This window comes from Methylobacterium sp. W2, assembly GCF_020662345.1.
GTDB lineage: Bacteria > Pseudomonadota > Alphaproteobacteria > Rhizobiales > Beijerinckiaceae > Methylobacterium.
The window spans coordinates 46394-64699 of record NZ_VMOA01000032.1; the positions used below are offsets into that span (position 1 = coordinate 46394).

Sequence of the window (18306 nt, forward strand, 5' to 3'; positions counted from 1 at the left end):
GGGGGGAGCCGCTGACGCGGCACGCCTTGCGCCGGATCCCGGATCACCCGTCAGGGACGCCCACTGGGCTCACCCATCTGCTCGAAGGCGGTTCCTCTGTCCAGGAGGGTCTTCGGTATGAGGCGCGACCGGCTCCCTCTCCTGGAAGGAGAGGGCTGGGGTGAGGTGTGGTCCATCTCCGGAAGGGTCACACACCTCACCCTGTCCCTCTCCTTCCAGGAGAGGGGACCCGCGCATCCCGCGAGATGTGTGAATATCGTAGCCGGAGACGCTCTGGGCGTCCGGGAAACACGGATGTGGCCCGTCCATCCCTGGCGCCGGGGACGCGGGTGCTCCATCTAGGCTGTCAGCCAAGATCGGAGCCCGCACATGACCGCACGCCTGTTCGAGCCCCTGTCCCTCGATGGCCTGACGCTGCCCAACCGCATCATCGTCGCCCCCATGTGCCAGTATTCGGCCCATGCGGGACAGGCGGGCGACTGGCACCTGATGCATCTCGGGCAACTTGCCATGTCGGGCGCCGGCCTGCTGATGCTGGAGGCCACCGCGATCTCGCCGGAGGCGCGGATCTCGCCCACCGATCTCGGGCTCTATTCGGACGAGACCGAGCTGGCGCTGGGCCGGGTCCTCGACGCGGTGCGGCTCCGTGCGCCGATCCCCATCGCGATCCAGATCAACCATGCCGGCCGCAAGGCCTCGAGCCGGGCGCCCTGGGACGGCGGCTCGCAGATCGATCCCGAAGCGCCCGACGGCTGGCGCACCGAGGCGCCCTCGGCCGTTCCCCATGGCGAGGGCGAGGTGCCGCCCCATGCCCTCGATGCGGAGGGGCTGAAGCGCATCCGCGACGGGTTCGTGGAGACGGCCAAACGCGCGCTGCGCATCGGGATCGACGGGTTCGAACTCCACGGCGCCCACGGCTACCTGCTGCACCAGTTTCTCTCGCCGCTCTCCAACCAGCGCACGGACGATTATGGCGGCAGCCTCGCGAACCGGATGCGCTTTCCGCTGGAATGTTTCGAGGCGGTGCGCGAGGTGGTGCCGGCGGCCAAGCCGGTCTGGATGCGGGTCTCGGCCACCGATTGGGTCGAGGGCGGCTGGACCCTCGACGAGACGGTGGAACTGGCCCATGCGCTCAAGCGGCGCGGCTCGGCGGCGATCCACGTCTCCACCGGGGGCCTCTCCACCCGCCAGGAGATCCCGCTCTCGCCCGGCTATCAGGTCCCCTTCGCCGAGCGGGTGAAGGCCGAGACCGGGCTCACCACCATCGCGGTCGGTCTCATCACCGAGGCGGCGCACGCGGAATCGATCCTCGCCGAGGGCAAGGCCGATGCCGTCTCGCTCGCCCGCGCCATGCTGTACGATCCGCGCTGGCCGTGGCATGCGGCGGCCGAACTCGGCGCCCAGGTGAGCGCGCCCAAGCAGTACTGGCGCTGCCAGCCGCGCCAGTTCAAGACCCTGTTCCGCGACACCCAGTTCGGGCAACGCTGACCCGATTTCAGGCAATGAACATGGACGACGACATCACGACGATCACGGTGCAGCGCGTGCGCTACGACGAGGAGAACGGCATCAGCCTGATCTCCGGCGCGGACGACGAGGAGGAGCCCGCCGGCTACTTCATCATCCAGATCGAGAAGGGCGATCCCGACGGGCCGCTCATCGAGATTTTTGGCGAGGACCTGACCCAGTCCGATGGCGTCACGGCCCTGGAGATCGGCGTGCGCCACCTGCACTTCAGCTTCGAGCCGACGAGCCTGATCGGGGCGGAGATGCCGGTGGTGCGGATCGAGTCGATGACAGAGATCGCCGAACTCGCCAAGGCGCGGCTCCGCGTCGCCTTCGGCAAGCGGGCGCGGCTGGCCTGATCGGCGGATCCTACTTCGCCACCGCTCCCACCAGCGGCCCCAGCGGCCGGCTGATGTCGGCGCGGTTGATGCCCGGCGCGTAGAGGCTGGACACGCTGCCGTCGAGGAACAGGGCGTTGGCGCAGCCGAGCGTGTCCTTGAACAGCCGGGCGAAGGAACCGAAGGTCACGGGGCGCTCGGAGATGGCGAAGATGGCGGTGCGGCCGTCGTCGCGGACACCGACCCCGTTGCGGATCTTCTGGCTCGGCCCGTCGGTGGAGATCTTCGGGTGGATCTTGCCGTCGATCACCAGCATCGGCCCCGATTGGGTGGCGAAATCCGGCTTGATCTTCTGGCGCAGGTAGCGGGCCGTGTCGGCGACCCCGGCGCGCTCGCCCTTCACATAGAAGATGCCGTTGGGCTTGAGGTGGAAATTGCCCGGCCCGTTGGCGGTAGAGACGCCCTTCATCTCGCGCCCCTCCTCCACATAGAGGCCCACCGGCGCCTGGCCCTTGTCGTACATGCCGCCATTCATGGCGAAGCTGAGCTTCGGCCCCATCTTCTCGCCCAGCGTCGAGAGCGAGGAATAGGGCAGGCCGTCGGCGCCGAGCCAGAACACCCGCACCCGCTCGCGGCGCAGATCCACCGTGCACACCGTGAAGGTCTCGCCCTCGGACTGCACCGCCTTGCACGGCGACGTCACGGCGGGCGCGGCGAGAGCGGGCAGGGGAGCGAGACCCGTCGCGGACGCGAACAGCATGAGTCCGGCAAAAGCGCGGCGCAGTGACATCATCGTTGAATCCCGAGGCGGAGCCATCATCCGCCCTCCCGTGCGGACGAGGTGGCGCGTGGTGTCCTCGCCCGAAACGGGAGGCGTTTTCAAGGGTCGCCGCCCCGACCCGTCACCAAGCTGTGATCGGCTGGCAGGGTGCACGACAAAATGTGCCATGAACCGTTTGTGGAGCCTGGGCGTTCTACAACCACTGGGGACAAGAACCTGTCTTTGGAGACAAGACGATGAAACGCATTGTTCTGGCAGCGACCGCAATGGTCGGCGCGCTGGCGATGATCCCGGCGACGGCGGAAGCCCGCGGCGGATGGGGTGGCCACGGTGGCTTCGGCCATGGTGGCGGATTTGGCCATGGCGGCGGATTCGGCCGAGGTGGTTTCGGCCACGGCGGCTTCGGTCATGGCGGCTTCGGCGGATATCGCGGCGGCTTCCGGGGCGCGGGCTTCGGCGGCTATCGCGGCGGCTGGGGCGGACATCGCGGCTACGGCTGGCGGGGCGGTTACGGCCGGGGCTACGGTTATGGCCTCGGTGGACTCGGCCTCGGCGTGGGCCTCGGGCTCGCCGCCGGCGGCCTTTATGGCGGCTACGGCGGTTATGGCGGATACCCGGCCTATGGCTATGGCTACGCTCCTGCGGCCTATGGCGGATACGGCGGCTACGGTGGCGGATGCTACACCGTCCCGCGCACCCGCTGGACCCCCTACGGTCCTCGCCGCGTCCTGATCGAGCGCTGCTACTGAGCGGTTCCGCTCAAGGAGAACTCTCTCGGAAGGGGTCGCCTCGGCGGCCCCTTTTTCCATTTAATCGGCCACGTCATCGCCGGCCCTGCTCGTCCCGCCGCATCGGCATGGCATCGATGGTGGAGAACAGGCGGGCGGCCGGGATCGGCACGGCCTCGCTGAGCTTCGCCCCGCCGTCCTTGCCCACAAGCACGACGCGGAAGTCCCGGGCGCCGATCCCGAACCGGGCGCGGATGCGATCCGCCTCGGCACCCGTCCCGATCGCCTCCACCAGGACGAGGTCGCGCTCCGCGTAATCCGCTCGTCTCGCCCGCGCCTCTCGCCTCTGCGCCTCGATGCGCGGATCTCCGCTCTCCGGGGCCACGATCAGGAGAACCCGCGACGTCCAGCGATGGGCGGCGAGGGGGTCGTCGGCCAAAGCCGGCGTCGCTGAGCCGGACATCGCGGCGAGGGCGGCGAGCAGGAGCGGGCGGTTCATCGGATCGGTCCAATCGCGGGCGAGGCAGGAACAGCCCTTGCGCGTCAACGCCCCGCGGCGCAGGCGGTGCCTCGGCCTCACAGGCGGAACACCGGCGCCCGATCGGCCTTGTCGACATGTCCCCCGAGGCTCGAACGCCCGTCCAGAAAAACTGTCCTTTCAACCGGAGCGTCAGATCATGGTCGCCGTGAACCGCAGCATCGTCCTCGCCTCCCGCCCGCACGGAGAGCCGACCGCCGCGCATTTCCGGCTCGAAGAGAGCCGCACCCCGACGCCGGGGGAGGGGGAGGTGCTGCTGCGCAACCGCCTCCTCTCCCTCGATCCCTACATGCGGGGGCGGATGAGCGCGGCGAAATCCTATGCCGAGCCCGTCGCCATCGGCGCCACCATGGTCGGAGCCACCGTCGCGGAGGTCGCGGCCTCGCGGCATCCGGATTTCCATGAAGGCGACGTGGTCACCGCCTTCGGGGGCTGGCAGGACTTCGCCGTCTCGGATGGCCGTGGCCTGCGCAAGCTCGATCCCGACGCTGCACCGGTCAGCACGGCGCTCGGCATCCTCGGCATGCCGGGCATGACCGCCTATACCGGCCTCCTCACCATCGGCCAGCCGAAGGCGGGGGAGACCGTGGTGGTGGCCGCTGCCGCCGGGCCGGTGGGCTCCCTCGTCGGCCAGATCGCCAAGCTGAAGGGCGCGCGCGCGGTCGGCATCGCCGGCGGCCCTGAGAAATGCGCCTATCTCACCGACGTGCTCGGCTTCGACGCGGCCGTCGATCACCGCACCGACGACCTCCCCGGTGCGCTCGCCGCCGCCTGCCCCGACGGGATCGACGTGTATTTCGAGAATGTCGGCGGCGCGGTGTTCGACGCGGTGCTGCCGATTCTCAACGACTTCGCCCGCATCCCCGTCTGCGGCCTCGTCTCGGGCTACAGCCTCACCGAACTACCGCCGGGGCCGGATCGCAGCCCCGTCATCATGCGCGCCATCCTGACCAAGCGTCTGACCCTGCGCGGCTTCATCGTGTGGGATTTCGCCGAGCAGGAGGCGGAGTTCCTGAGCGAGGTCGGAACGTGGCTGCGCGAGGGCCGCATCCAGCACCGGGAGGACATCGTCGACGGGTTGGAGGCGGCGCCGGAGGCGTTCATCGGACTGCTGAAGGGCCGGAATTTCGGCAAGATGCTGGTGCGGATCGCATGAGCGGCCGGCGCGCGATCCTTGCGCGCCAAAACGAACAAATGTAGAACATCAGCCTGTGATCGGTGGGGACAAATTCGACCCGGCGATTGCCGCCCGGCGAGCCGAAGCTCATGAAGGGCAGACGAGACGGCTGGCACAGGAAGCGGCCGTCGGTGAGATCGATCGAGAGGAGAGCGGCATGGCCGGCAGCGTCAACAAGGTGATTTTGGTGGGCAATCTCGGGCGCGACCCCGAGACCCGGCGCCTCGCCTCCGGCGATCCCGTGGTCAACCTGCGCATCGCCACGTCCGAATCCTGGAAGGACAAGGCGTCGGGCGAGCGCAAGGAAAAGACCGAGTGGCACGCGGTCGTGATCTACAACGAGAACCTCGCCCGCGTGGCCGAGCAATATCTGCGCAAGGGCTCGAAGGTCTATATCGAGGGCCAGCTCCAGACCCGGAAATGGGCGGACCAGTCCGGCGTGGAGAAATACACCACCGAGGTGGTGCTCCAGCGGTTCCGCGGTGAGCTGACGCTCCTTGATGGACGCAGCGGTGGCGGCGGAGAGATGGGCGCCGACGAGGAGGGCGGCGGCCAGATCAGCCGCGGCGGCGATTTCGGCGGTGGCCGTGGCGGTGATCGCGGCGGCGACAGGGGCGGCGATCGCGGCGGAGAGTATGGCGGTGCCCGCTCCTCCGGCGGAGAGCGCCGTCCGGCGGCAAGCCCGTCGAAGCCGAACTACGACCTCGACGACGATATTCCGTTCTAGGTTGTTGCTGAGCCGGTCGTCGACGTCCGACGGACGGGACGCAGAGTGTATCGGCCTCCACCCGGTCCGCTTGAGGCTACGATAGTCACACATCTGGTGGGCACCACGGGTCCCCTCTCCTTCCAGGAGAGGGAGTGCGGTCGCGCGTCATGACGAACCCTCTTGGGTAGAGGGAGCAGCCCTCGATCAGATTGGTGAATCCAATTGGTCGCTCACGGAGCGGACCGGCAGGTGCTCCCGAGACGTTTGTGGACCGCTATGAAGCGTTGGGCGTCTGCGATCAGGCCTGCGCCATCGCCGATGCAACCTCCAGCAGGGTTTCCCCAGTGAGGTCCGGCGCCTGCAGCGCCGGTGAGTACGGCACGCCACGAGCGACGTAGCCGGTCATGAGGCCCGCGATCCTGGCGCCGTGGAGGTCCCACGGATGGGTCGCGATCAGGGCCATCTCGCCGGGCTCCACCTCAGCGGCCCGTACGGCATGGTGGTAGACCTCGGCGCGCGGCTTCGAGAGCTTCACCTCCTCGACGGAGAGAACCCGCTCGACGAGACTCTCCATGCCGGCCGCGGCGAGCAGTCCCCTCGTGGTCGCGGCCGCGCCGTTGCTCAGGGCGAAGACCCGTATGCCGGCGTCCGTGAGAAGCTGGAACGCGGCCTTGGCGTCCTCGTGCGGGGGAAGTGCCTTCATCATGGCGAGCAAAGCTGTCTTGTCCTCCGGCGAGGCGGAGAGGCGATGCATGGCGAGCACTTCGTCGAGGCACCCCGACAGCACGGACTGGAAGGGCACGAAGGTGCCGGTCGCCGCCAGGGCGAAGGTGTCCCGCAACCCGGCGGTGTAGAGGAAGTCCAGGGCAAGCGGCGGCAGGCCCATCGCCACCAGTGCGGGCCGCATCGGCTCCATGCTGAACACGGTGCCGATGATGTCGAAGGCCACGGCCTTCGGGCGATGGAGCATGACGGGTCCCCTGTCGTTGGGTGCGGGCAGGATCGGTGACGTCGAGTAACCGTCCTCACGGTCGGTGAGTTCACACGCACCGCGTCTTCGTGCTTCCATGGCCTCGATCGAGCAGGGGAGGCGAATCGATGCGCGTCATGGTTCTGGTCAAGGCGACCACCGACAGCGAGGCGGGGATCATGCCGTCCCTCGAACTGCTCACCGCCATGGGCGAATTCAACGTGGAACTCGCCAAGGCCGGCATCCTGCTCGCCGGCGAGGGGCTGCACCCGTCCGCCAAGGGCAAACGGATCGCCTTCGACGGCGCCACCCGCACGGTCAGCGACGGTCCCTTCGCCTCGACCGGGGAACTGGTGGCCGGCTTCTGGCTCTGGCAGGTCAAGGACATGGAGGAAGCGCTGGACTGGGTGAAGCGCTGTCCCAATCCGATGCTCGGCCCGAGCGAGATCGAGATCCGGCCGCTCTACGAGATGTCCGATTTCGCCGGCATCGCGGTGGGGTGAGGGGCACGACGCTCCGACCCATCTTTTCCGGACGCCCGCAGCGGAGCGGAGGGTGATCCGGAACCCGGTGCAATAAGCGCCGCGTCGGCGGCTCATGACCCATCGCCCGCTCGGAGACGTCCTTCCATGGGCCGCGGATCACCCTCCGCTCACGCTCCGGGCGTCCGGGGAAGGGGGTGAAGGCCGATAGCCCCGCATTCGCGGAAACCAGCCGTCGCAAGCGCTTGCGGCGCCTGGGATTTGTCGATGTGGTCGCGATGTGTCCGGCGGTGGCGCGGCGGCAGCGGATGGCGTATGGAGAAGGCCCGAGACAGGGCGTGACGTGGACGGCCTTTTCGAGGCCACGCGGAGCGCTCCGCTCCTCACTTTCCCATGCGCCCGGCGTTCCATGCGGCCCCGGCCCGCCGGACCCGTCACAGGCAGAGATCGAAGACCTTGGCAGAGAAAGACGATACCGGCGCCGGCGCGACGCCGCCCGCCTCGGACATCAAGCCCGTTTCCATCACCGACGAGATGCGCCGCTCCTATCTCGATTACGCCATGAGCGTGATCGTGAGCCGGGCGCTGCCCGACGCGCGGGACGGCCTGAAGCCGGTGCACCGGCGCATCCTCTACTCGGCCTATGAGAGCGGGCACCTGCCCGAGCGCAAATACGTCAAGTCGGCCCGCATCGTCGGCGACGTCATCGGTCTCTACCATCCGCATGGCGACCAATCGATCTACGACGCCTTGGTCCGCATGGCCCAGGACTTCTCGATGCGGCTCATGCTCATCGACGGGCAGGGCAATTTCGGCTCCGTGGACGGCGATCCGCCGGCGGCCATGCGCTACACCGAGTCGCGCCTGGCCAAGCCCGCCAACGCGCTGCTCGCCGACATCGACAAGAACACCGTCGACTTCCAGCCGAACTACGACGAGTCGCGCGAGGAGCCGAAGGTTCTGCCCGCGCGCTTCCCCAACCTCCTCGTCAACGGAGCCGGCGGCATCGCGGTGGGCATGGCCACCAACATCCCGCCGCACAATCTCGGCGAGCTCATCGACGCCTGTATCGCCCTCATCGACGATCCGGGCCTGACCATCGAACAGCTCACCGAATACGTCCCCGGCCCCGACTTCCCCACCGGCGGCTCGATCCTCGGCCGCGCCGGCGTGCGGCAGGCCTACGCCACGGGGCGCGGCTCCGTGATCATGCGGGCGAAGTCCCATGTGGAAGAGCTGCGCAAGGAGCGCGAGGCGCTGATCTTCACCGAGATCCCGTATCAGGTGAACAAGGCGACTCTCATGGAGAAGATCGCCGAGCTGGTGAAGGAGAAGCGCGTCGAGGGCATCTCGGATCTCCGCGACGAATCCGACCGCGACGGCATGCGCATCGTCATCGAGATCAAGCGCGATTCGATGGCCGACGTGGTGCTGAACCAGCTCTACCGCTTCACGCCGCTGCAATCCTCGTTCGGCTGCAACATGGTGGCGCTCAACGGCGGCCGCCCCGAACTGATGAACCTGAAGGACCTGCTCACGGCCTTCGTCGATTTCCGTGAGGAAGTCGTCTCGCGGCGGACCAAGTTCCTCCTCGGCAAGGCCCGCGAGCGCGCCCACGTGTTGTGCGGTCTCGCCATCGCGGTGGCCAATATCGACGAGGTCATCCGCCTCATCCGCACCTCGCCCGATCCGAACACCGCCCGCGAGGCGCTGATGGGCCGCGTCTGGCCGGCCCTCGACATCGCGCCGCTCATCGCCCTGGTGGACGACCCGCGCCACCGCGTGGACGAGAACGGCAATTACCGCCTCTCCGAGATCCAGGCCCGCGCCATCCTCGACCTGCGCCTGCAGCGCCTCACGGCTCTCGGCCGCGACGAGATCGGCGACGAGCTCCAGAAGCTCGCCGACGAGATCGCCGATTACCTCGACATCCTGCGCTCGCGCCTGCGCATCATGACCATCGTCAAGGACGAGCTCACCGAGGTCCGCGAGGCCTATGCCACGCCGCGCAAGACCATGATCCTCGACTGGGATTCCAACGTCGAGGACGAGGACCTGATCCAGCGCGAGGACATGGTCGTCACCGTGTCCCATGCCGGCTACGTCAAGCGCGTGCCGCTCTCGACCTACCGGGCCCAGCGCCGGGGCGGCAAGGGCCGCTCGGGCATGTCGACCCGCGACGAGGATTTCGTCACCCGCCTGTTCGTGGCCAACACCCACACGCCGATCCTGTTCTTCTCCAACATGGGCCAGGTCTACAAGGAGAAGGTCTGGCGCCTGCCGATGGCCGCCCCCAACGCCCGCGGCAAGGCGCTCGTCAACATCCTCTCCATGGATGCGGGCACGGAGCGGATCACCACGATCATGCCGCTGCCCGAGGACGAGGCGTCCTGGGAGACGCTGGACGTGATGTTCGCCACCGCCAGCGGCGGGGTGAGGCGCAACAAGCTGTCCGACTTCGTGCAGGTGAACCGCGCCGGCAAGATCGCCATGAAACTCGACGAGGGCGACCACATCGTCCACGTGGAGATCTGCCGCGCCGATCAGAACGTCCTGCTCACCACGCAGGCCGGCCAGTGCATCCGATTCCCGGTGGAGGATGTCCGCGTCTTCAAGGGCCGCGATTCCACCGGCGTGCGCGGCATCAGCCTCGCCAAGGACGACCGCGTCATCTCGATGACGATCCTCAACAGCTTCGACGCCACCCCCGACGAGCGGGGCGCGTTCCTGAAGATGCAGCGGGCCGTGATCGGCGACACCGAGGGCGGCGACGCCGATTCCGAGGACATCGCCACCGACGCGCCGCTCCTCTCGCAGGAGCGCTACGCCGAGATGGGCGCCGCCCAGCAATTCGTGCTCACCCTGTCCGAGCGCGGCTACGGCAAGCGCAGCTCGTCGTTCGAGTATCGAATCTCGGGTCGCGGCGGCAAGGGCATCACCGCCATGCGGGTCAACCCGCGCAACGGCAGCCTCGTCGCCTCCTTCCCGGTGCAGCCCGCCGACCAGATCATGCTGGTGACCAATGCCGGCCAGCTGATCCGCGTGCCGGTGGACGATATCCGCATCGTCGGTCGCGCCTCGCAGGGCGTCACGGTGTTCAACACCGAGAAGACCGAGCGCGTGGTCTCGGTGGAGCATATCGAGGGCGAGGGCGAAGGCGAGGACGATGCCGGGGATGCGCCGGGGACCGAGCCCGCCGGCGATGCCGTCTGAACCGAGCCCCTGAGGCGCCCGGCTTATTCGTTAAAAAAACCTTCGTTGCTCAGGATTAAGATGCCGGCCAAGTCGTAAGACTTGGCCGGCATTGTCTTGTTTTGCGCTGATCTTCAGTGTTGTTATCGGGTGATATCGGGCCCTCATTCGTACGGCTAAGTTCCGGTCCAGAGACAGATCGCTCGCCCCAGGATTTCAGCCGTGTTCAAGTCCGTTCTCCTCGCCGGTGCTGCCGCGATCCTGGCCGTTGGCGCCGCCTCCGCCGCGGACCTTCCCCGCCGCGCCGAGGCACCGGTCTTCGTGCCCGTCCCCGTCTTCACCTGGACGGGCTTCTACTTCGGCGTGAATGCCGGCTACGCCTATTCCGAGAGCGATACCGTTCGCACCACGGGCATCAACAACCTCAATTCCGGCGCTCCGAATGCTGCGAACCTCCAGGGCAATGTCGACAATCGCCTGCGTCCCGCCGCCCTCAAGCTGCCCCAGGAAGGGTTCTCCGCCGGAGCACAGATCGGCTACAACTACCAGCTGACGCCGGGCAACGGCATCGTGATCGGCATCGAGGCGGATGCCCAGTACACCGATCTCGAGACCAGCCGCGTGAACGTGGCGACCCGCACGGCGTTGCCCTCCACGCTGACGAACACGTACCGGTCCGATCTGCAGTATCTCGGAACGGTGCGCGGCCGCGTCGGCTACGCCTTCGACAAGGTCATGGTCTACGGCACGGGCGGTTTCGCCTATGGCGGCATCGAGCAGAGCGTCAGCTTCCAGACCGGCGCGCCGGTGACCTATGCCGGCGCGCGCTCCACCATGGAGACCGGTTACGCCTATGGCGGCGGCATCGAATATGCCCTTCCCACCGATTCGTTCCTGAACTTCTTCCGTTCCAGCGCCGTCACGCTGAAGGCCGAATACCTCCGCTACGACCTCGGCAGCCGCAACCTCCTCGTCGCCTCCACGGGCGGTCCGGGCATCGGCTACAACGCGGTCTTCAAGACCGAGGGCGCCATCGCCCGCGCCGGCCTGAACTACAAGTTCGGCAGCTACTAGGATCGCGTGGGGCTCAGCCCCGCGTTATCCCGATTGCTGAAACACCAGACTTCGCAGACCGAAACTTCGGGCGGGCGCTCCTTTGGAGCCTCCGCCGTTTTTCGTGCCGCGCCGGGGTGGCGGGGCGGACCGCCACCGCAATGGGATGCGCCGAGCGGTTCCGTTTCGAGGCGAAATGCTCTACGCCCACGGGTAATGATCCGCACCGCGCTCTACGCCGGCTCCTTCGACCCGGTCACGAACGGACACCTCGACGTCATCCGTCAGGCGTGCCGTCTCGTTCAGCACCTCGTGATCGCCATCGGCGTGCATCCGGGCAAGGCCCCCATGTTCTCGCCGGACGAGCGGGCCGACCTCCTGCGGGTGACCTGCGCGCCCCTGGCCGAGATCGAAGGCGCCAGCCTCGACATCGTCACCTTCGACGATCTGGCAGTGTCGGCGGCACGGCGCTCGGGCGCCAGCATCTTCATCCGCGGTCTGCGCGACGGCACGGATCTCGATTACGAGATGCAGCTCGCCGGCATGAACGGCGCCATGGCGCCCGAAGTGCAGACGGTGTTCCTGCCCGCCTCCACCGGCGTACGCCCGATCACCGCCACCCTGGTGCGGCAGATCGCGGCCATGGGGGGCGACGTCTCCCCCTTCGTCCCGCCCCTCGTGGCCGAACGGCTCGCCGCGCGATTCGCGAAAGCCTGATCCCCTTCACCCACCTCCTTCAACGGACCGGAGACCGCCCACCCATGACTCATCGGACCATCCATCGTCGGACCGCCTTCCTGTCCCTGGCGCTCGCCGCCCTGATCGGCCTGTCGCCCATGGCGCAGGCCGCCGACGACAACACGGTCTATCTCGACACCAAGGATGGCCGCGTCACCATCGAGCTGCGCCCGGACCTCGCACCGCAGCACGTGGCCCAGCTCAAGACCCTCATCAAGAAGGGCTTCTACGACGGGCTGAAGTTCCACCGCGTCATGGACGGCTTCATGGCCCAGACCGGCGACCCGAAGGGCAACGGCACCGGCGGCTCGTCCCTGCCGAACATCCCGGCCGAGTTCTCGCAATCCCCGTTCCGCCGCGGCACCCTCGGCATGGCCCGCTCGTCCGATCCGAACTCGGCGAACTCCCAGTTCTTCATCTGCCTCGGCGACGCGCCGTTCCTGAACGGTCAGTACACCGTGATCGGGCTCGTCTCCTCCGGCATGGAGGCCGTCGACAAGATCAAGAAGGCGGCCCCCGGTGCTGCCGGCGGCGCGGTCCAGAACCCGGACAAGATCGTGAAGATGCAGATGGCTCAAGGCGCGAAATGAGCGGAGGTTCGACAGTGAGGCGCCCGACGCGCCTCGCCGTCGTTGCGTCGGCGGTCGCCATCGCGTTCGGAGCGGCCTTTACCGGGGCCGCCATCGCCGGTGCAGGCCTGCCGTTGACACGGCCCGAGCCCCTGCTCTCCACGGTGCAGGCCCCGGAGGGCGGCATCGCCGCCGGCCCGGCCGACACGCTCCAGGAGCTCTATCCCCGGCTCGCCGCCTGCTGGGAGGTGCCGCAGGGCCTCGCCGGTTTCCCGCGCACCGAGATCACCGCCCGCTTCGCCCTCCGCCGCGACGGGTCCGTCATCGGCGAACCGCGCATCACGTTCTCGATGCAGAATGCCGATCAGCGCGGCAGGGACATCCTGACCCGCTCAACCCTCGACGCGATCCGGCGCTGCACGCCGGTCGCGATCACGCCGGCGCTCGGCGCCGCCATCGCGGGGCGTCCCATCGCCCTGCGATTCATCTACCAAGGTCCCCAGGGACAAGGAGTCTGACCCATGGCCGATACCGAAACCCTCATCCTCGAAACCACCAAGGGCCGCGTCGTCATCGGGCTGCGCCCGGACCTCGCCCCCAACCATGTGGAGCGCCTGAAGACGCTGGCCGGGCAGGGCTTCTATGACGGCGTGCCGTTCCACCGCGTCATCGACGGGTTCATGGCCCAGACCGGCGACCCCACCGGCACCGGCTCGGGCGGTTCCGATCTGCCGGACCTGAAAGCGGAGTTCAACGACGAGCCGCATGTGCGCGGCACCTGCTCCATGGCCCGCACCAACTTCCCGCATTCGGCCAATTCGCAGTTCTTCCTCTGCTTCGGCGACGCCCGCTTCCTCGACAAGCAATACACCGTCTGGGGCAAGGTGACCGAAGGCATGGACGTGGTCGACAGCCTCAACAAGGGCGAGCCGCCGCGCTCGCCGGACAAGATCGTCAAGGCCACCGTCGGCGCGGCTTGAACCGATCGGGCGATCGATGACAAGGGCGTCCGCGCATCACCTGCGCGGACGCCCTTTCTCGTTTGGACACGTCGCTTCTGCGCGTTACATGAAAATCGCTGTTTTCCTGTAACGGGCAGAGGCGAGCCATGCCGTCCATCGATGCCGCCGCGCAGACGGTCTTCGCCGATCTCAATCAGCGTTGCGCCGATGCGGAGTTCGACCGCGACTTTCCCGAGAACGGCAGGTTCATCAGGCGCACCATCAAGGCGCGTGAATACTGGTACTACCAGGGCTACGATGCCGCCACCGGAACGAAATCCAATCGCTATGTCGGCACGGTGGCGGATCCCGAGACGACACGGCGAGTCGAGGCCCATGACCGCCAGCGGATCGATTACCGCACCCGCATCGACGCGGTTCGCATGTTGCGCAGCGCCGGGTTTCCGGCGGCGGACGCCCTGACAGGCCGGGTCGTCGAACGTCTGGCGCAGGCAGGCTTCTTTCGCCTGCGCGGAGTTCTGGTGGGCACGGTGGCGTTCCAGACCTTTCCGGGCCTCGTCGGAGAGCGCCCGACGAGGGCGCTCAGGACCGGCGACATCGATCTCGCGCAGGATTACGGCATCTCGGTCGCGATCGGGGAGAGCATGTCTCCCGTCCAGGAGGAACTCCAGGCCGTGGATGCGAGCTTCCGTCCGGTGCCCAACCTGTCGCGACCGGACCGCACGAGCGCATTCGTGAACGCCAGCGGGTTTCGGGTCGAGTTTCTGGTGTCGAACCGCGGCTCCGACGAGGTGACCGGTGCGCCCGTCTTGATGCCGGCCCTCGGCGGTGTCAGCGCCCAGCCGCTTCGCTATCTCGATTTCCTGATCAGGAATCCGGTCCGCTCGACACTTCTCCATGCCGGCGGGATCTCCGTCACGGTGCCGGCTCCAGAGCGCTACGCCGTCCACAAACTCATCGTGGCGAACGAGCGGACCGAGCGTGAGAAACAGGCGAAGGACCTGACCCAGGCGGGCTTCCTGATCGAGGCCCTGGCCCGGAACCAGCCCGTCGCCCTGGCGGCCTCCTGGGTCGAGGCGTGGAACCGAGGCCCGACCTGGCGCCGTCATCTCGAGACGGGACTGTCGCGGCTCGATGAGGCTGGGCGCATCGCCGTCGCGGGAGCCGTCGGGGCGCATGGCGGGATACTGGGCTACGAGCCGACGCAGGTCGGGTTTCCCGCGTCCCTCCCGTAGCGGCCCGCGCAAAGCTCTCTCCGCGTCGCGTCCCGGACGTCGTTCTATCCCGCCTCACCCATCCCGTCGCGAGGCTCGCCCGCCGTCTCAATCCCTCCGGTCCCGGGTCTCGGCGGCAGGACCACCACCTTCGTTCCGATCGCGACGCGGGCATAGAGGTCGATGACGTCCTGGTCGACCATCCGAATGCAGCCCGACGAGACCGCCTGGCCGATCGTGTAGGGTTCGAGGGTGCCGTGGATCCGGTAGAGCGTGTCCCGGCCGTCGACCCAGAGATAGAGCCCCCGCGCGCCGACGGGGTTGGCCTTGCCGCTGGCAATGCCGCGGCCGCTCCGAAGCGGTGACAGCATTCCCACGATGTCGGGGCGCCGGGCGATCATCTCCCGGGTCGGATACCAATCCGGCCATTCCTGCTTCGCACCGACCCGCGCGACGCCGGACCAGGTCATTCCCTCGGCGCCGACACCGACGCCGTAGCGCCGGGCCCGTCCACCGGGTTCGACCAGGTACAGGTAGCGAGCCGCCGTATCGACCACGATGGTGCCGACCGGCTCCGACGTGACGTAATCGACCTCGCGCCGCAGATAGGCCGGGTCGATCCGCGTCGTATCCACCGCCTCCACCGGAAAGGGCTCCGCATTCAGGGCGGCATAGCCGCTGGGCGGAGCGTCACTGGACCGCCTTCGGGCAAGATCCACGTCGAGACCCGGTCTCGCGACACAGCCGCCGAGAACGAGAACGGTCATCGCCTGTGTCAGGAGGATGCGGATTGACGAGAGGGGGAGGGTCATGGTCGCTGCCGAGAGAGGTCGTGCAGGCTCGATCCCATCCACGTCGAATCTATGGCCAAGCTTGGCCTCGGATGGGGCCGATCCACGTCGGCACCGGGGCGTCGCTCTGCACTGGTGAGGTTCCGCCATCGCCAGATCCACCGGCGGGTCGATGGTGAGGACGGGATCGGCTGGGTCCGTCGGCCAATCCACCGCAACGGCACCGTGCCGCGCTCGAAACGCGAAGCGCGCAGGGGCGCCGCCCGGAGCGCGACGGTGACATGCTCGCGCCCGACAGATCGAGCGTCTCGGCTTCCCATGCGCAATCGCGCTCGTGACCCTGTTTTGCTTCAAAGCCTGTTGGATGAGATTTCTCGGCGGATGCTCACGCAGAGTTGATCATCCCAGCAGACCACCCCATCCTGAGGTGCGCTTTGCTTGAGCAAAGGGCTTTGAGGGAGCGCTCCAGACACCAGGGCGATCCCCGGAAGGCTCCTTCGAGGCCGCTACGCGGCACCTCAGGAAGAGGTAAAGCCTTGGATAGACACCTCAAACAGGCTTTGAGCGGCCAGCAACCGACATCATCGACCTCGCGCGAAGCCGAAGGTTCCGAGCCCACCCCGAGGCCGCACTATCGGATCAGCCAAGTCCCCGTATAGACGAGCGCCGCCAGATAGACGGCTTTGCCGTCCTCGTCCGTCACCAGTACCGTGAGTGCCTGGCGTTCGCCATCCTTGGGCACTTCGTCCGCGGCCACGGCCGGAAGCAGCGTCTTGGCCTCGAGCACGGCGGCCTGCAGGTCGGCGCACAGAACGCCCTCTTCGTCGCGCTCGTTTCGACCGTCGTTGATATCAAAAAAGTAGCGAGGCACAGGGCTCTCCACGCATCGAAGGCGGGAGCGCACATCGTCTCTCAAGCGCGGAAGGCCGAGGGCAGAGCCGCGATCATTCGATCTTACAGCAGGCCGGAGGGAAACGCACTCGACAAATAGGGCCATTACTTGGGATTTTACCAATCCCGGGTTGGCAACCGCCTCGTCTTATTGACACATTATCTGACCGTTCATCGTTTTCGGGGGCACCGGCCTCGCGTCGAATCTCCGCCATCGTCAGACGGTCCGCCCCGATCAGGAGGCTTTCAGGGCGGCCTCCGCCATCGCCAGATCCTCCGGCATGTTGATGTTGAGGAAGGGGTCGACCGGGTCCACCGGCCAGTCCACCGCCACGGCACCGTGCCGCGCCAGAAACGCGCCGACGCGCCGCTCGCCGCGCTCGACGAGGGAAGCGCACAGATCGTCGCGCACGGACACGGCCCAGAGCGCCACGGTGAAATGCTCCCGCCCGGCCGAGGAGGCCATGGCGATGGGCGCGCCGGACAGGCCGGTCCGGAGACGTTCCACCAAGTCGAGGGGCAGGAACGGCGCGTCGCCCGTGACGCTGGCCACATGCGTCGCGGGGGGGTGATGCGCGGCCGCATGGTCGAGGGCGGCGAGGATGCCGGCGAGCGGCCCCGGATGGTCGGGCACCCCGTCCGGCACGATCGGGCCGGGGAACCCCGCGAACCGGGCCGGATCGCCATTGGCGTTGAGGATGACGCCCAGACCGCATTGCGGCGTGAACCGCTCCACCACCCGGTCGAGGAGGGTACGCCCGGCCAGGATTCGTAGCGGCTTGTCGCCGCCGCCCATCCGGCGGGACAGGCCGCCGGCCAGGATCACGCCAAGGATGGGCGCCACGCCGGGCTACTCGATGACGATGCGCGGCGCGGCGCGCGGGGCCGGCCCGCCGGTGAGGTTGGCCCAGAGCTGAGCGGCGATGCCGCGATAGACCTTCGCGTGCGGGCCATCCGGGTCCACCGCCACCACGGGCCGCCCGGAATCGGAGGTCTCGCGGATGGTCATGTCGAGGGGGATCTCCCCGAGGAACGGCACGTCGAGGCGCGCGGCCTCGTCGCGGGCGCCGCCATGGCCGAAGATGTGCGAGGCATGGCCGCAATTCGGGCAGATGAAGGTCGCCATGTTCTCGATGACGCCGAGGATCGGCACCGACACCTTGCGGAACATCGTCACCCCGCGCCGCGCATCGATCAGCGCCAGGTCCTGCGGCGTCGAGACGATGACGGCCCCCGAGAGCGGCGTCGCCTGGGCCATGGTGAGCTGCGCGTCGCCGGTGCCGGGCGGCATGTCGACCACGAGGATGTCGAGTTCGCCCCAGGCGACCTCGCGCAGCATCTGGGTGATGGCCGATTGCACCATCGGGCCGCGCCAGATCATCGCCGTCTCGGGCTCGATCAGGAAGCCGATGGACATCACCTTGATGCCGTAGCCGTCCATGGGTGCGAGCAGGCGCTCCTCGATCACCTTCGGCTTGCCGGAGAGGCCGAAGAGCTTCGGCACCGAGGGCCCGTAGATATCGGCATCGAGCAGCCCGACCTTCAGTCCCTGCGCCGCGAGGGCGAGGGCGAGGTTGCAGGCGGTGGTGGACTTGCCGACGCCGCCCTTGCCGGAGGCGACGGCCACGATGTGGCGCACGCCGGGCAAGGCCGGGCCGGTGCGGGGG

At 67.9% G+C, this 18306-nt stretch carries 20 protein-coding genes; 13 read left to right on the plus strand and 7 right to left on the minus strand.

The features are described 5' to 3' along the window. Positions 1–369: 369 nt before the first annotated feature. Entirely contained in the window at positions 370–1488 is a 1119-nt protein-coding gene (locus tag FPV16_RS17370) for an NADH:flavin oxidoreductase/NADH oxidase (protein ID WP_227439627.1), read from the plus strand. A gap of 20 nt (positions 1489–1508) precedes the next feature. Next, positions 1509–1865: a hypothetical protein gene (locus FPV16_RS17375; protein WP_227439628.1), complete on the plus strand. Its 357-nt coding sequence runs from the start codon at positions 1509–1511 to the stop codon at positions 1863–1865. 10 nt (positions 1866–1875) lie between these two features. On the opposite strand, the gene FPV16_RS17380 is transcribed toward FPV16_RS17375, so the two are convergent. Beyond that, positions 1876–2634, minus strand: a complete 759-nt coding sequence (locus FPV16_RS17380) for a phosphodiester glycosidase family protein (RefSeq protein WP_413629318.1) — start codon at positions 2632–2634, stop codon at positions 1876–1878. Between the two features lie 227 nt (positions 2635–2861). Here FPV16_RS17380 and FPV16_RS17385 point away from each other — a divergent pair, with 227 nt between their 5' ends. Next, a complete protein-coding gene (locus FPV16_RS17385; RefSeq protein ID WP_227439629.1) occupies positions 2862–3374 on the plus strand; it encodes a hypothetical protein in 513 nt (170 codons plus the stop codon). Between the two features lie 73 nt (positions 3375–3447). Here the strand turns inward: FPV16_RS17385 and FPV16_RS17390 are convergent, their stop codons facing one another. After that, positions 3448–3852 carry a DUF4174 domain-containing protein gene (locus tag FPV16_RS17390; RefSeq protein ID WP_227439630.1) on the minus strand — a complete coding sequence of 135 codons (405 nt, stop codon included), beginning with the start codon at positions 3850–3852 and terminating at the stop codon, positions 3448–3450. Between the two features lie 178 nt (positions 3853–4030). Between FPV16_RS17390 and FPV16_RS17395 the strand changes: the two genes are divergently transcribed. Continuing rightward, complete coding sequence (locus FPV16_RS17395) at positions 4031–5047, plus strand: NADP-dependent oxidoreductase (RefSeq protein WP_227439631.1); 1017 nt, start codon at positions 4031–4033, stop codon at positions 5045–5047. Positions 5048–5225: 178 nt separating this feature from the next. Continuing rightward, positions 5226–5795, plus strand: coding sequence for a single-stranded DNA-binding protein (ssb, locus tag FPV16_RS17400; protein WP_227439632.1), 570 nt, complete (start codon positions 5226–5228; stop codon positions 5793–5795). 280 nt (positions 5796–6075) lie between these two features. Here ssb and FPV16_RS17405 read toward each other — a convergent pair whose 3' ends face one another. Further along, positions 6076–6846 (minus strand): HAD-IA family hydrolase, encoded by a 771-nt coding sequence (locus FPV16_RS17405; RefSeq protein ID WP_227439633.1) that lies wholly within the window; start codon positions 6844–6846, stop codon positions 6076–6078. Positions 6847–6875: 29 nt separating this feature from the next. On the opposite strand from FPV16_RS17405, the gene FPV16_RS17410 reads away from it, so the two are divergent. The 8 genes from FPV16_RS17410 (at position 6876) to FPV16_RS17445 (ending at position 14978) form a co-directional block, all read left to right on the plus strand. After that, a complete protein-coding gene (locus tag FPV16_RS17410; RefSeq protein ID WP_227439634.1) occupies positions 6876–7250 on the plus strand; it encodes a YciI family protein in 375 nt (124 codons plus the stop codon). Between the two features lie 435 nt (positions 7251–7685). Continuing rightward, the gene (gene gyrA, locus FPV16_RS17415; RefSeq protein ID WP_227439635.1) at positions 7686–10442 is read left to right on the plus strand and encodes a DNA gyrase subunit A; all 2757 of its coding nucleotides are present in this window, start codon (positions 7686–7688) and stop codon (positions 10440–10442) included. Between the two features lie 201 nt (positions 10443–10643). Further along, positions 10644–11495: an outer membrane protein gene (locus tag FPV16_RS17420; RefSeq protein WP_227439636.1), complete on the plus strand. Its 852-nt coding sequence runs from the start codon at positions 10644–10646 to the stop codon at positions 11493–11495. A 195-nt stretch (positions 11496–11690) separates the two neighbouring features. After that, on the plus strand, positions 11691–12191 hold the full coding sequence (gene coaD, locus FPV16_RS17425) for a pantetheine-phosphate adenylyltransferase (protein WP_227439637.1): 501 nt from the start codon (positions 11691–11693) through the stop codon (positions 12189–12191). A 59-nt stretch (positions 12192–12250) separates the two neighbouring features. Next, complete coding sequence (locus tag FPV16_RS17430; RefSeq protein WP_227439649.1) at positions 12251–12802, plus strand: peptidylprolyl isomerase; 552 nt, start codon at positions 12251–12253, stop codon at positions 12800–12802. Further along, complete coding sequence (locus FPV16_RS17435; protein ID WP_227439638.1) at positions 12799–13299, plus strand: hypothetical protein; 501 nt, start codon at positions 12799–12801, stop codon at positions 13297–13299. Before FPV16_RS17430 ends, FPV16_RS17435 begins: the two co-directional genes overlap by 4 nt. Before the next feature lie 3 nt (positions 13300–13302). Continuing rightward, a complete protein-coding gene (locus FPV16_RS17440; RefSeq protein ID WP_227439639.1) occupies positions 13303–13761 on the plus strand; it encodes a peptidylprolyl isomerase in 459 nt (152 codons plus the stop codon). 128 nt (positions 13762–13889) lie between these two features. Beyond that, positions 13890–14978 carry a GSU2403 family nucleotidyltransferase fold protein gene (locus FPV16_RS17445; protein ID WP_227439640.1) on the plus strand — a complete coding sequence of 363 codons (1089 nt, stop codon included), beginning with the start codon at positions 13890–13892 and terminating at the stop codon, positions 14976–14978. Between the two features lie 44 nt (positions 14979–15022). Here FPV16_RS17445 and FPV16_RS17450 read toward each other — a convergent pair whose 3' ends face one another. The 4 genes from FPV16_RS17450 to FPV16_RS17465 all read right to left on the minus strand — a co-directional run. Next, positions 15023–15769 carry a L,D-transpeptidase gene (locus FPV16_RS17450; protein ID WP_227439641.1) on the minus strand — a complete coding sequence of 249 codons (747 nt, stop codon included), beginning with the start codon at positions 15767–15769 and terminating at the stop codon, positions 15023–15025. A 610-nt stretch (positions 15770–16379) separates the two neighbouring features. Next, positions 16380–16619 carry a DUF6894 family protein gene (locus FPV16_RS17455; RefSeq protein WP_227439642.1) on the minus strand — a complete coding sequence of 80 codons (240 nt, stop codon included), beginning with the start codon at positions 16617–16619 and terminating at the stop codon, positions 16380–16382. A gap of 255 nt (positions 16620–16874) precedes the next feature. Continuing rightward, positions 16875–17483 carry a molybdenum cofactor guanylyltransferase MobA gene (gene mobA, locus FPV16_RS17460; RefSeq protein WP_227439643.1) on the minus strand — a complete coding sequence of 203 codons (609 nt, stop codon included), beginning with the start codon at positions 17481–17483 and terminating at the stop codon, positions 16875–16877. Positions 17484–17489: 6 nt separating this feature from the next. Continuing rightward, positions 17490–18306 (minus strand): Mrp/NBP35 family ATP-binding protein (locus tag FPV16_RS17465; RefSeq protein ID WP_227439644.1); only part of this gene is annotated, 817 nt, incomplete at its 5' end.